The organism is Rhodococcus sp. 24CO (assembly GCF_050586165.1).
In the GTDB taxonomy this organism is placed as follows: Bacteria; Actinomycetota; Actinomycetes; order Mycobacteriales; family Mycobacteriaceae; genus Rhodococcus_F.
The window spans coordinates 169,542-181,379 of sequence record NZ_JAZFNF010000004.1; the positions used below are offsets into that span (position 1 = coordinate 169,542).

An 11,838-nucleotide genomic window follows, 5' to 3' on the forward strand; every position below is an offset into this window, starting at 1 on the left:
GCTCGAAGCATATCGCTCCCAGTGTGGTCACTCTTGGCGAGATCGGCCGTCCCACCACTGCTTCCAGTGATGTTCGATCTCGTCGAACTCGTCCGCGCTGAGATCGTAAGTGGCCAGAATGATCTGGAGTTCCTGCTGGGCGCGGTACGGGACCGTCGGCTTTGCCGCGACGACCAATAGTCCGGGACCAAGGTCTTCGATTGTCACTCCTGTTTGCAGCGCGCTGACGTAGTCGACAATGCCGTCGGCGTAGTCGCCGGGAGCAAGAGTGGCGGTGTAACGCCCGCCGGCTTCCACAGGAAGGGACGAGACTCCGAGGATCGAGGCTGCGGATTCACCCGGAACCAGGGGACCGTCGAGGTAAATTGTTCTGCGCTCGGCTAATCCGTGATGTTCGACGCCGAACTTCAAGAAGTGCAGAAAAGTTGTCCACCCCTCCGTGATGTCCTCGTACCATTCGTCGTCAGGTAGTTGCGGCGGACGCGTGACGCGAACGATGGTTCTGCCGCCCTGGCCGATCAGGGCGAAGCGATCGCCGTTGCCCAGTTCGAGGGTGTGTGCGTCTGGGTCTGCGACCGCGGTGCCGTAGATCTGGGTGATTTCGTCGTCGAGTCCGTCGTAGTCCCACCCGAACCAGCGCCGAATCAGCGAAGGATCGCGCAGCGCCGGCCACAGCACGGACGGCGCTGCTGCGATGGACACGTCGATCACCGTTTCGTTCACGGGAAACACGCTACCGGGATCAGCCGTCTGTCAGCCCTTCATGGCGACTGTCAGGAGGAAAGCAACGTCTTCGAGCGCTTCGACACTGTGCCGGTGGGCCGGAATGGTGAGGAAATCGCCAGTCGACCCTTTCCATTCGTCGCTACCGCACACGAGATTGAGTCTCCCGCTCAGGACCAACAGCGTTGCTTCGCCGGGACTGTCATGTTCTGCGAGGCTCTTGCCGGCACTCAGCGCGATCACGGTCTGTCGCAGGCTGCGTTGGTGGCCACCATAGACGGTTTGTGAACTACGACCGCTGGTTGCCGACGCAGCCAGTTTCAATTGTTGACGGGCGAGGGCTGTCAGTGACTTCTTGTCCATCGAAGACCTCTCAGGTAGCGCGATCATCTCGGTTTCTCGAGTATGACCCACACATCTCCTGCGGCGGCGACAAATGGAGGAAGTGGTCAGCGAGCGTATTCGAGCCAGCGGAAGCGCAGCCCGTTCTTCTCCGACGTCTGCCACGGATCGTCGGATTTCTTGACCCACTCGGGGCCGATCTCAGGTGCGCACGCGTCACCGGCGATATCGAGATCGATCTCGGTCACCAGCAGACGCGTCGCGAATGGCAGTGCAGCCGAATATATCTGCCCTCCGCCGACAACAAAGAGGTCGCCGTCAGGCAAGGCCAACGCCTCGTCGAGACTGTGTGCGGCTTCGGCTCCGTCCGCTGCCCACTCGGAATCGCGGGTGACAACGATATTGCGGCGCCCACTGAACGGCCGGAACTTGGGCGGAATGGAATCCCAGGTCAACCGGCCCATGATCACCGGATGCCCCATGGTGACTCCTTTGAAATAGGCCATGTCCTCCGGCAGTCGCCACGGAATCGTGTTGGCGGCACCGATGACACCGTTGTTCGCCTGAGCCCAGATGAGGGTGACTGCGCGATCATTCATGATCAGACCGCGACCGGAGCCTTGATAGCAGGATGGTGCTGGTAACCGACTATTTCGACATCCTCGAAGGTGTAGTCGAAGATGGAATCGCGCTTGTTCAGTTTCAGAACCGGAAGGTCGAGCGGGGTCCGCCCGAGTTGTTCGGTGACCTGATCGACGTGGTTGTCGTAGATATGGCAATCGCCGCCGGTCCAAATGAACTCACCCACGTCGAGACCGGCCTGCTGCGCCATCATGTGAGTGAGCAGGGCGTAGCTGGCGATGTTGAAGGGAACACCGAGGAACATGTCGGCACTGCGCTGATACAACTGGCACGAGAGCTTGCCGTCCGCGACGTAGAACTGGAAAAACGCGTGGCACGGCGCGAGGGCCATCTGCGGAATGTCGGCGACGTTCCACGCGGAGACGATGATCCGACGCGAATCGGGGTTGGATCGCAAGGTCTCGACGGTCTGCGTGATCTGGTCGATGTGCTCACCGGACGGGGTAGGCCAACTGCGCCACTGGACGCCGTAGACCGGGCCCAGTTCACCGTTCTCGTCGGCCCACTCGTCCCAGATGGAGACGCCGTGCTCATGCAGCCACGCCACGTTGGAGTCGCCGCGCAGGAACCACAACAGTTCGTTGACAATTGACTTGAGGTGCACCTTCTTGGTGGTGACCAGGGGAAAACCGTCGGCAAGATCGAATCGCATCTGGTGACCGAAGATGCTGCGAGTGCCGGTGCCGGTGCGATCGGCTTTGGGGGTGCCGGTCTCCATCACGAGCTTCAACAGGTCTTCATATGCGGTGGAGACAGTCACGGGACACAGTCTAGGGCACGCACGATAGCCTCGTTCAATGCGTGAACTCCTCGTGATCGGTGTCGGCGCCGGTGACCCCGACCAAGTGACGATCCAAGCTGTCAAGGCCATGAACAGGGCAGATACGTTCTTTGTGATCGGCAAGGGGAGTGAGAAGCAGGATCTGGTCGACCTGAGAACCGGGATTCTCGAAGAACATGTGACCGGTGAATACCGCGTCGTCGAGATAACCGATCCACCGAGAGATCGGACACCCTCGGACTACGAAGGTGTTGTCGACGACTGGCATGACCGTCGAGCGTCGATCTTCGAGGAAAAGTTTGCGGCCGAAGCCGGAGTCGGCGCGATTTTGGTGTGGGGAGACCCGTCGCTCTACGACAGCACCTTGCGCATCGTCGAACGAGTACTCGCGCGCGGCAACGTCACATTCGACTACACCGTAATTCCCGGTGTCACGAGTGTGCAGTCGTTGGCGGCGCAGCACCGCATCGTGCTCAACCGCATCGGCGAATCGATACACATCACCACTGGGCGCAAGCTCGCCGAAGGATTGCCGGACGGCATCGACAACGCCGTCGTGATGCTTGACGCACACTGCACGTTTACCGAGGTTGCCGGGGATAACGTGCACATCTGGTGGGGTGCGTACCTGGGCACACCGGACGAAGTGTTGATCTCCGGGAACCTGCGTGAGGTAGAAGACGACATCGTGCGTGTGCGGGCGGAATTGCGTGAGAAGCACGGCTGGATCATGGATACGTATCTCGTGCGTCGCTAGAGTTCCGACGGATTCGAGACGCCAGAGGCGCTTTACACGCGGCGAGTATTTACCCAGGTTAAGTGCAACTGGCGGTGGCCCGGCACCTATGATTTGGCCATGACATCGTTCGGGGCGGATCGGTCGCACGAGATCTTGCCTGCCCCGCGCGAACGCGATCTGTCGGCACTGCGATCGGCAATCGCCCTTCTGGTGCAGTGGTTTCGGCGGCCGGATCAGTTTGACAGTTTCACCCGATACCTCGCGTCCAAGGGACTGGAGGTGGCGGTGCGCCTGATCGTGATCGCATCGTGTGTGTCGGTGGCGGTTGCCATGTTGTTGCTGCGCGTCAGCGAAGCGGGCGTTCACAACCACGTCACGAGTGTCATCAATGCGGGGATCATCGCCGGGACCGTCGCCATGATTGTGCTGTTCAGTTTTCTGCCGGCGCTGACCCGTAAGTGGTCGTACCTGTTTGTCGCGTACGCGGAGCTCGGCGTAGTGATCGGCGTATTTCTGAACCGAGATCCGTTTATCGGTTTGATCCAATGCATCGTCTTCGTTTTGGTGGGCGGGTATATCGCGTATTTTCACAATGCGCGCCTACAGGCCGCGCACATGGTTCTGTCCGGCGTGGTTCTGGTGCTCATCGCTCGTCAGGTGGCCGTTTACGAGGATCCGGCGCTGGCGATCGCGTTGTCGTTGGTCGTCGCCACGAGCATCGTGGTCATTCCATTTGCCTGCCAGTTCGTGCTGTCGATCCTGGGTTCGGACGCCGAGAGTTCGGATGTGGATCCGCTGACCGGTCTGCTGAATCGACGCGGACTACAGCGGTCGGTCGAAGAATGGGGGGTCACCGAAGTGAACTCCCACGGATTGTCTTGTGTCGTGGTGATCGTCGATGTCGACAATTTCAAGGCTGTCAACGATTCGTACGGACACGAACAAGGCGATATGGTCCTCCGCGAGTTCGCAGTGAGACTGCGTCGATGTGGAAGTAATCACGCTCTGTTCTCGAGATTCGGCGGCGACGAGTTCGTGTTGGCCGACATGATCGGCAAGGGCGCCGAACTCGAACTCGAGGAGAATCTGCGTCGGCACATGCGGTTGCCCGACAACGTTCCGGTGGTCACGACCAGCATCGGAATCGCAATTCCGTCGACATCGACGTCGAGTCATGTCTCGGCAGTGGAACTTGCGGGATTGTTCCGACTCGCTGACGCTGCCATGTATCAGGCAAAGGCGTCCGGGGGTGATCGAGTCATCGTCACACACACGCAATTGTGACGATTGTCGGATAGCGGAAAGTCGTGCAGGCTTATCCTGTTCGGGTGGATGCAACAGTTGATGACGGACGTTCCGGTAGCAAAGCTACCGAACGGCCGTTTTCGTCTGCGGCGCTGCATCGAGTCGTCCCTCTGCTCGTCGACTGGTATCGACGCCCTGACCAGTTCGAGTCCTTCACGCGTTATCTCGCAGACAAAGGCCTGACCGGCGCGTCGAGAACACTGGTGGTCAGCTCGTTGCTTCTGGTTGTCGTCGTGATGTTCTTGACCAGATTCAGTCCAGCGGGTCCCACTACGCACGGGGAGCGCACCGCCAACCTCGTGATCATCGTCCTGACGGCGCTGATGGCGGCCATTCTCGCGACCAGAGGCAGCTTGGTGCGGTCCTGGTCCTACGTGTTCGTGATCTATTCGGAATTGGGAATTGCCGCAGCGCTGGTGCTGTACTCGAATCCGCTCGCCGCAGTGGCACACAGTGTGATGTTCTCCGTGATCGGCGGATACATCGCCTTCTTCCACAACGCGCGCATGCAAACTCTGCATCTGTTGTGGGCGTCCGTCGTGGTTATCGGAGTTGTCGCGCGCATCGCCTATCTCGAAAAGTACACCGACGTTCCGTCGCTGATCGCCATGGTGCTGCTGGTCGGCGCAGCCATCTACGCGATCCCGTTTGCATGTCAGTTCGTGTTCTCGATTCTCGGAACCGATGCGTTGAAAGCGCAACGTGACCCGCTGAGCGGACTCTTGAACAGACGAGGGTTGGCCGACGAGGTCGGGTTGATGTTGCATCGGCCCTTCGAGCGTTCCGCCAATTTGGTTGTCGCAGCGGTTGATATCAATCGATTCAAGACGATCAACGACGAGTACGGGCACGACATCGGTGACGTCGTGATCGAGAAGGTCGCCGCGAGACTGACTCAGTCCGCCGGTCCGTCGGCGTTGATCGCGCGCATCGGCGGTGACGAGTTCATTCTCGTGGATCGGTGCAACGATCAGGAAATCGACAGTCTCGAAGAGTCTCTGCGGAACACAACCGTCACCGGCCCCGAGCACCCGGTGGTCGAGTTGAGCGTCGGAATCGTCGCCGCGGCCGGTCCGTTCGGATCCCCGGATCGTGCGATTGCCGTCTACGGAACTCTCCTCCGAAGCGCGGATCAGGCAATGTACGCGGCAAAAGCGCGGCAGGAACACGCCGTGGTGGTGCTGCGAAATTTGCAGTGAGTTTGTCGGTGCTCGGCGCTAGTGTGATGCCATGCCTGAACTGCCCGAGGTAGAAGCGCTGGCGGGATTTCTCCGCGAACACGCAGTGGGCGCTGTGGTCGGCCGCATCGACATTGCCGCATTGAGCGTGCTCAAGACCTTCGATCCGCCGATTGCTGCATTGCAGGGCCGAGACGTGACCGGCGCAGCCAGATTCGGTAAACATCTTGGGCTGGACTGCGATGGGCTCTGGCTCATCACCCATCTGTCGCGCGCGGGATGGATGCGGTGGCAGGACAATCCGTCGTCGGCACCACCAAAACCTGGCAAAGGCCCGTTGGCGCTTCGAGTTCATTTCTTCACCCCGGAAGGGCTCACTCCCGCGTGTGATCTCACCGAAGCCGGTACGAAAAAACGCCTGGCAGTGTGGATAGTCGCGGACCCGTCGGAGGTGCCGGGGATCGCCCGTCTCGGACCCGACGCGATGGCCGTCACGGAACCGGAATTTGCCGAGATTCTTGGTAGTACCTCCGCCCGGATCAAGAACGCGATAGTCGACCAGTCTCTCCTCGCCGGTGTCGGGAATGCCTACTCCGACGAAATCCTGCACACGGCACGGCTTTCCCCGTTCGCGACGTCGTCTCGTCTTACCGCAGAACAGATGACAACGCTGTACGACGCCATGCGGACCGTGCTGGCCGATGCCGTCGAGCGATCGGTTGGGCAGGATGCGGCACGGCTGAAGGGTGAGAAGCGATCGGGAATGCGGGTACACGCCCGCACCGGTTTGCCCTGCCCGGTGTGTGGTGATGTGGTGCGTGAAGTGTCGTTTGCCGAGCGATCCTTCCAATACTGTGCAACCTGCCAGACCGGTGGAAAACCATTGGCAGACAGGCGAATGTCGCGTCTACTCAAGTAGTGAACTGATCGGAGAGGAGTGTGACGAACTCCCGGGCCAGTGACGATGAGTGGGCCGGTTCGGTAATGGCATGGACCACTCGGTGCGGCGCATCGGCGATCGGGACACAGACCAATTCCGGATGTTCGACGCTCATCGACTCCGGCAGCAAGCCGACGCCCAAGCCGTTGACTGTCAGGGAACAGATGAGGTCGACGGAATTTGCTTCGTACGTGCGTCCCCGTGGAACCCGTGATTCCGCAAATGCTCGATCGGTTTGGACCCGGGCCTCGCTGCCCGACGCGAAGTCCACGAGCGGGACGTCTCGCAGATCGTCGAGTCGAATGGACGGCAGTGCGCTGAAACGGTGACCGTCCGGCACAAATGCGGCAGTCGACTCGCTCCACAACGGCGCGGCCGAGAACGTCTTGGGTAGTCGCCCAGGCGCCAAGCCGACAATTCCTACGTCGATAGCCCCTGATCGAACGCCGTCGATGACTACCTCGCTGCCGTAGGGACGCACAGTCACATCGATGCCAGGGTGGCGCTGCGTGAGCGCTGCCAGTGCCCGACCGACATCGACGCGGCCCGCCGAGGAAATGACTCCGACAGTGAGTCGAACCTGCTCACCGCTACTTTCGGTCACGTCGCTGACCAGTCGCGACACAGCACCGAGTACGTCTCGGGCTCGGGAGACGAATACTTCACCCGACTCGGTCAGCCCGACATTACGACTGTTTCGCTGAAAGAGTTCGACACCGAGCTCTCGTTCGAGATCGCGGATCTGAGTGCTCAGCGCCGACTGCGACACGTGGAGTCGAACTGCCGCTCGACTGAAGTGCCTGTCCTCGGCAACAGCGAGTGCGTAGCGGATGTGCCGGAGTTCCATTCAACTAATCTATCTGTTTTGAAGATTGATTCTCCAGATCTATCTATTGGACTGTATTCGAGTTGCAGTTCATGCTTGAGCGATGATCACTCACGACACACGTCCACGGCTTGGACTACCGATAGTGCTGCTCATGGCGGCGGCAACGGGCCTGTGCGCGGGTGGCAACTACTTCAACCAACCACTTCTTGATTCCATCGCGGAACATTTGAATGTGTCGCCGTCAACGGCGGCTACAACGGTGACCATCGCCCAGGTGTCGTACGCGCTCGGTTTGGTGCTCCTGGTGCCGGTGGGTGACATGGTCGACCGACGCAAGTTGACGGTTGGCCTGATGCTTCTGGCGGCACTTGGTCAGGCGATCAGTGGATTTGCACCGAACTTCGCCGCCCTGGCCGTGGGAATCGCGGTTGCCGGCGTCTTTTCGGTTGCCGCACAAGTCCTCATTCCCTTTGCCGCATCACTCGCCGAACCGCAGCGGTCCGGCCAGGTGGTCGGCACGATCATGAGTGGCCTGCTGATCGGAATTCTGTTGGCACGCAGTGTTGCCGGGCTGCTCTCCGGACTGGGCGGTTGGTCGACGGTGTACAAGGTGGCGGCGGTGTTGATGGTGGTCATGGCTGTTGCCCTGTGGCGATCCCTGCCCACGGACGACGGCCCGCGTCCGAAGGTGAGCTATCTCGCGACACTGCGCTCGCTCGGGAGCCTGGCAAAGACCCTGCCGCGGCTGCGAACTCGCGCCGCCATGGGCGGGCTCGCATTTGCTGCGGTCAGTACGGTCTTCACCACCATGGCGTTTCTCCTGGCCGACGAGTTCGGGTACAACGACACACAGATCGGCCTGGTTGGGTTGCTCGGCGTGGCGGGAGCGTCGATGGCCACAGTCGCCGGACGCCTGGCTGATCGTGGCAAGGCTCAACTTGCCACCGGAGGCGCCTTGGCCGTCCTTCTGTTGTGCTGGTTGCCTTTTGCAGTGGGTGGCACCCACCTCGTGTGGTTCCTGGTCGCCTTCCTGCTGGCCGATCTTGCGCTGCAAGGAGTGCATGTCAGCAACCAGAACATCATCTACGCACTCATCCCGGAAGCGCGATCGCGCGTCAATTCCGTCTACATGACGACTTACTTCGTCGGCGCTGCCGTGGGGTCGGCGGTGGGATCTGTTGTCTGGAAGGGATACGGATGGTCCGGCGTGTGCATCGCCGGCCTGGCATTTTCCGTCGCCACGGCAGTGGTGTGGATAGTCGACCGGCGATGGGAGAGTAATCCTTCGGTGGAGGCGGGTGTTCCGGCCTAGCTGGCCGGGTCGAACCCGAACTCGCGGAGCTCCTGCGAGCAACGGCAGGCCACTGCGATCTTCCTCGCCCACTCGACCGCATCCTCGCGCGTCGGCAGCTCCAGTACGGTGAACCCGCCCCTGAGTTCGCTGCCCGGATAGATCTCGGTGCTCACCGACCCGTCGGCGGCCACCAGCACAGGATCGACTTCCTCGTCGATCCCACCGCCGAATACGTAGACGCCGGCAGCCTTCGCCTCCTCGATCACAGCGTGGGATTCGGCGGAGACGATCGGGAACTCCTCGTCGGTGAGCACCAAGGCTTCGCTCGGGAAGGAGATGAGGTATTTGGTCATGTCTCGATGGTGCCTCGGGGGCGGACCGGAAAGCAACGGTTGCATCAACGAGACCGAGTGCGCCTAACGCTCAGCAGTCAGAACATCAGGTTCGAGCCATTCAACTCCCAAAAGTTCAGCCAGACTGCGCAGGCCCGACTGGTCACCACCCTTCAAACCGGTTACCGACCGAAGATTGCGCAACATCGTTGTTGCAACATCCTCTTCCTTGGTGCCCACGCCGAAAGGTATGACCCACGGGCACGTTTGGTAATCGCGGTGTGACCTACCAAAAGTCTGCTCGGCGGCGATACCGGAGTATCGGGGTTGATGGAAGATGCCCGTGCGAGGTAGCGGTGACGCGTGGGTGCCGTCCGGCAATGCCTCGTTGGCATGTAGAGAGATGGACGTCGTGACGTTGAAAACGACAACGGGGGCATCGCCCCGTTGGAAGCGAAGGCGTTGATGCTCCTTGTCCGTGACTGCGCCAAAAATTTTGGCAACGGAAATCCCCGAGTCTTCGATCATCTCGACCAGGGGATCGCCCGCTGTGGACACGAATTCGACGGCAACCAGCACCTGTTTGCCTGCCTTGACCTGAGCCTGCGCCCACTGAGCGGTGGATTCTGCGCGGATCATGCCCGCCTTCTGCCGGTATCGCAGAACCAGCGCGCGGCCGCGAGCAATGTTGCGGCTTTTACGGGCCAAGCCCATTTCGTAGGCGTACTCGGCCCACTCCGTTTCGTACTGCACGCGTTGAGAAGGCGTGAGGTCGATAGGCATGCCGTCGAGTGGGACCGGACCCCACGGAGTCCGGCGATGAATCATCAACGGAGGCTTACTGTTCGACAACCATCCTCGGACCGTTTCCAAAGCACTCGCCTGTAGGGTCGGTGATTCCTTGGCTTCGGCGCTCCACGTCCACTTGCCGTACGACTTGTCCAGCGGGAGGCCGGATTCGAGTAGCCTGGCGCCGAGATCGGACCAGTACTCCGAAGGCTCGTCGTGTAGCTGGGCGAAAAGTGGTGCGAGATAACGCTGATCGGCGGGAGTGTGGCCGGGTGTGGCGGTTACCGACAGGACAAACGGAGACTGATCGTGACTGTTGGGGAAGCGGGCAACTTTTTCGAACGCGGCTGTGCGCTGAGTGTCGTTGCTGTACAGCTGAGCTTCGTCGGCGATGACAACCCCGAATGTGTACTTGGGGCGGCCGTTGCGGGCAATGAGCTTCTTCAGTTGATCGGGAGACATTATCAGCCAACGGAATCCGCCGTCGCCGACGGAAGCGATGGAGTACCGCCAATGCGGGATGGTGATCTGAGCGGGTCGGTCGACGAGGACCAGGATGCTGGACTCTCCACGTTCTTCGGCAATTGTCTTGGCCGCCATGATGGCAATGAGTGTCTTGCCCAGACCTGCGTTGTCTGCCAACAAGAAGCCGCGTCGGCCGGCGCGGGCGGCCTCGACTACCGCAGCGGCCCCCGAAACCTGTTCAGGTCTAGGTATTTTGGGTGCCGACGTCGGACGTTCTCCGGCGCCGCCATTGATGTTGTCCTCAACCCACTGCTGGTAGGAAAAGGGGAGTGCTGTGAACGGCAGTAGTTCGGCAGGAAGCCGGCTGCCCACCCAGGCATAGCTCTTCCATTTCTTCACGAACTGTGCGCCGGGCGCCGCAGTCCGGAACGGGACGTCGAGGAGCCAGACACGTTCACCCGGGCCTGCGGTGGGAACGTCCGGAGTTGTGGCCGTCTTTCGGGTGGGAGTCTTTCGTGAAGCTGATTTTCGGGTGGCTGGTTTTCGGGTTGTCGTGGTTCGCTTGCGGGGTGGCATCAGGCGTCGGTACCGGATTCGTCGGTGTCGAGATCATTGCCGAGGAGTTCGCGCAGCGTCAACGGTGGGCGTCCGGTGATGTCTTCCACCGCAGTGCTGATGACAGCAAGTTCTCCGTGTGCGATGGCGGTGTAGGTGGACACCCAGGCATCAACTTCCCAGTCCGGTGCGTTGTACGACGCGCGGGAGGCATAGGCCTCCTCGACGGTTTCTTCGTGATAAACCGTTTCACGGCCGGTGACGTCGGTGATGATCGCGGCCACCTCGGCGAGGGTGAGCGCTTCACGGCCGGTGAGATCGTAGGTTCGGCCGACATGCGCATCGGGATCGGTCAGTACCGACGCGGCGACGCGGGCGATGTCCGATCGAGCAACCGCGCCGACCGCGCCATTACCGCCGGGGCCCCGGATAACACCGTCATCGCCGGCCATAGCGGGAAGGAAGTCGAGGTAAGTGCTGTCGCGGAGGAAGGTGAAAGACATTGCGGTGGAACGGATATATTGCTCCGTGGCCCAATGATCGCGGGCCAGCGTGAACGTGGCGTCCGGTGCTGCGCCGAGGTACGAGGTGTAGACGATGTGGTGCACGCCTGCCGAGACGGCAGCGTCGATGAAGGTGCGGTGCTGATCTAGACGGTCGGCACTCTCTGCTGCCGAGACCATGAACAAGATGTCGATGTCGTGCAGGGCCGCAGCGGCGCGATCGTGATCGGAGAAGGTGGCTTCAGCGCTCTCCGTACCGGGTAACCGGGGGAGTCGGCTGATCGAACGCGCGATGAGCCGCAGCGGAATACCGGAGTCGGTGAGGATACGAGCGACCTCCCCGCCGATGTGGCCAGTGGCGCCGGTGACGGCGATGGTGCGTGAACGCTCGGACATGGGAATCCCTTCGTGCTCGGTGTGT

Annotated in this window: 13 protein-coding genes; 5 read left to right on the forward strand and 8 right to left on the reverse strand. The window is 60.9% G+C overall.

Annotated elements, in window-relative coordinates:
* Nucleotides 1–27 precede the first annotated feature (27 nt).
* The 4 genes from V2B23_RS10910 to V2B23_RS10925 all read right to left on the reverse strand — a co-directional run bounded on the left by V2B23_RS10910 (nt 28) and on the right by V2B23_RS10925 (nt 2,467).
* Entirely contained in the window at nt 28–723 is a 696-nt protein-coding gene (locus V2B23_RS10910; RefSeq protein WP_430950364.1) for an SRPBCC family protein, read from the reverse strand.
* A 30-nt stretch (nt 724–753) separates the two neighbouring features.
* A complete protein-coding gene (locus tag V2B23_RS10915; RefSeq protein WP_430950691.1) occupies nt 754–1,086 on the reverse strand; it encodes a cupin domain-containing protein in 333 nt (110 codons plus the stop codon).
* Nucleotides 1,087–1,172: 86 nt separating this feature from the next.
* On the reverse strand, nt 1,173–1,664 hold the full coding sequence (locus tag V2B23_RS10920) for a dihydrofolate reductase (RefSeq protein WP_430950365.1): 492 nt from the start codon (nt 1,662–1,664) through the stop codon (nt 1,173–1,175).
* 2 nt (nt 1,665–1,666) lie between these two features.
* The gene (locus tag V2B23_RS10925) at nt 1,667–2,467 is read right to left on the reverse strand and encodes a thymidylate synthase (RefSeq protein ID WP_430950366.1); all 801 of its coding nucleotides are present in this window, start codon (nt 2,465–2,467) and stop codon (nt 1,667–1,669) included.
* Nucleotides 2,468–2,504: 37 nt separating this feature from the next.
* Here V2B23_RS10925 and cobF point away from each other — a divergent pair, with 37 nt between their 5' ends.
* The 4 genes from cobF to V2B23_RS10945 all read left to right on the forward strand — a co-directional run bounded on the left by cobF (nt 2,505) and on the right by V2B23_RS10945 (nt 6,629).
* Nucleotides 2,505–3,245, forward strand: coding sequence for a precorrin-6A synthase (deacetylating) (gene cobF, locus V2B23_RS10930; protein WP_430950367.1), 741 nt, complete (start codon nt 2,505–2,507; stop codon nt 3,243–3,245).
* 99 nt (nt 3,246–3,344) lie between these two features.
* The gene (locus V2B23_RS10935) at nt 3,345–4,511 is read left to right on the forward strand and encodes a diguanylate cyclase (RefSeq protein ID WP_430950368.1); all 1,167 of its coding nucleotides are present in this window, start codon (nt 3,345–3,347) and stop codon (nt 4,509–4,511) included.
* A gap of 44 nt (nt 4,512–4,555) precedes the next feature.
* A complete protein-coding gene (locus V2B23_RS10940) occupies nt 4,556–5,731 on the forward strand; it encodes a diguanylate cyclase domain-containing protein (RefSeq protein WP_430950369.1) in 1,176 nt (391 codons plus the stop codon).
* Nucleotides 5,732–5,762: 31 nt separating this feature from the next.
* The gene (locus V2B23_RS10945; RefSeq protein WP_430950370.1) at nt 5,763–6,629 is read left to right on the forward strand and encodes an Fpg/Nei family DNA glycosylase; all 867 of its coding nucleotides are present in this window, start codon (nt 5,763–5,765) and stop codon (nt 6,627–6,629) included.
* Here the strand turns inward: V2B23_RS10945 and V2B23_RS10950 are convergent.
* Complete coding sequence (locus tag V2B23_RS10950; protein ID WP_430950371.1) at nt 6,622–7,497, reverse strand: LysR family transcriptional regulator; 876 nt, start codon at nt 7,495–7,497, stop codon at nt 6,622–6,624. The two genes, V2B23_RS10945 and V2B23_RS10950, sit on opposite strands and share 8 nt — an antisense overlap.
* An 82-nt stretch (nt 7,498–7,579) precedes the next feature.
* Between V2B23_RS10950 and V2B23_RS10955 the strand changes: the two genes are divergently transcribed.
* Entirely contained in the window at nt 7,580–8,791 is a 1,212-nt protein-coding gene (locus V2B23_RS10955; RefSeq protein ID WP_430950372.1) for an MFS transporter, read from the forward strand.
* Here the strand turns inward: V2B23_RS10955 and V2B23_RS10960 are convergent.
* The 3 genes from V2B23_RS10960 to V2B23_RS10970 form a co-directional block, all read right to left on the reverse strand.
* Nucleotides 8,788–9,126 carry a YciI family protein gene (locus V2B23_RS10960; protein WP_430950373.1) on the reverse strand — a complete coding sequence of 113 codons (339 nt, stop codon included), beginning with the start codon at nt 9,124–9,126 and terminating at the stop codon, nt 8,788–8,790. The two genes, V2B23_RS10955 and V2B23_RS10960, sit on opposite strands and share 4 nt — an antisense overlap.
* Before the next feature lie 63 nt (nt 9,127–9,189).
* On the reverse strand, nt 9,190–10,935 hold the full coding sequence (locus V2B23_RS10965; RefSeq protein ID WP_430950374.1) for a DEAD/DEAH box helicase family protein: 1,746 nt from the start codon (nt 10,933–10,935) through the stop codon (nt 9,190–9,192).
* Nucleotides 10,935–11,813 carry an SDR family oxidoreductase gene (locus V2B23_RS10970; protein WP_430950375.1) on the reverse strand — a complete coding sequence of 293 codons (879 nt, stop codon included), beginning with the start codon at nt 11,811–11,813 and terminating at the stop codon, nt 10,935–10,937. Before V2B23_RS10970 ends, V2B23_RS10965 begins: the two co-directional genes overlap by 1 nt.
* Nucleotides 11,814–11,838: the final 25 nt, after the last annotated feature.

Excerpts from the sequence above, each read along its gene's own strand:
- V2B23_RS10955 (WP_430950372.1), top strand. The coding sequence starts at position 7,580 with ATGATCACTCACGACACACGTCCACGGCTTGGACTACCGATAGTGCTG.
- V2B23_RS10970 (WP_430950375.1), bottom strand. The coding sequence starts at position 11,813 with ATGTCCGAGCGTTCACGCACCATCGCCGTCACCGGCGCCACTGGCCAC.
- cobF (WP_430950367.1), top strand. The coding sequence starts at position 2,505 with ATGCGTGAACTCCTCGTGATCGGTGTCGGCGCCGGTGACCCCGACCAA.
- V2B23_RS10960 (WP_430950373.1), bottom strand. The coding sequence starts at position 9,126 with ATGACCAAATACCTCATCTCCTTCCCGAGCGAAGCCTTGGTGCTCACC.
- V2B23_RS10935 (WP_430950368.1), top strand. The coding sequence starts at position 3,345 with ATGACATCGTTCGGGGCGGATCGGTCGCACGAGATCTTGCCTGCCCCG.
- V2B23_RS10920 (WP_430950365.1), bottom strand. The coding sequence starts at position 1,664 with ATGAATGATCGCGCAGTCACCCTCATCTGGGCTCAGGCGAACAACGGT.
- V2B23_RS10950 (WP_430950371.1), bottom strand. The coding sequence starts at position 7,497 with ATGGAACTCCGGCACATCCGCTACGCACTCGCTGTTGCCGAGGACAGG.
- V2B23_RS10915 (WP_430950691.1), bottom strand. The coding sequence starts at position 1,086 with ATGGACAAGAAGTCACTGACAGCCCTCGCCCGTCAACAATTGAAACTG.
- V2B23_RS10945 (WP_430950370.1), top strand. The coding sequence starts at position 5,763 with ATGCCTGAACTGCCCGAGGTAGAAGCGCTGGCGGGATTTCTCCGCGAA.
- V2B23_RS10965 (WP_430950374.1), bottom strand. The coding sequence starts at position 10,935 with ATGCCACCCCGCAAGCGAACCACGACAACCCGAAAACCAGCCACCCGA.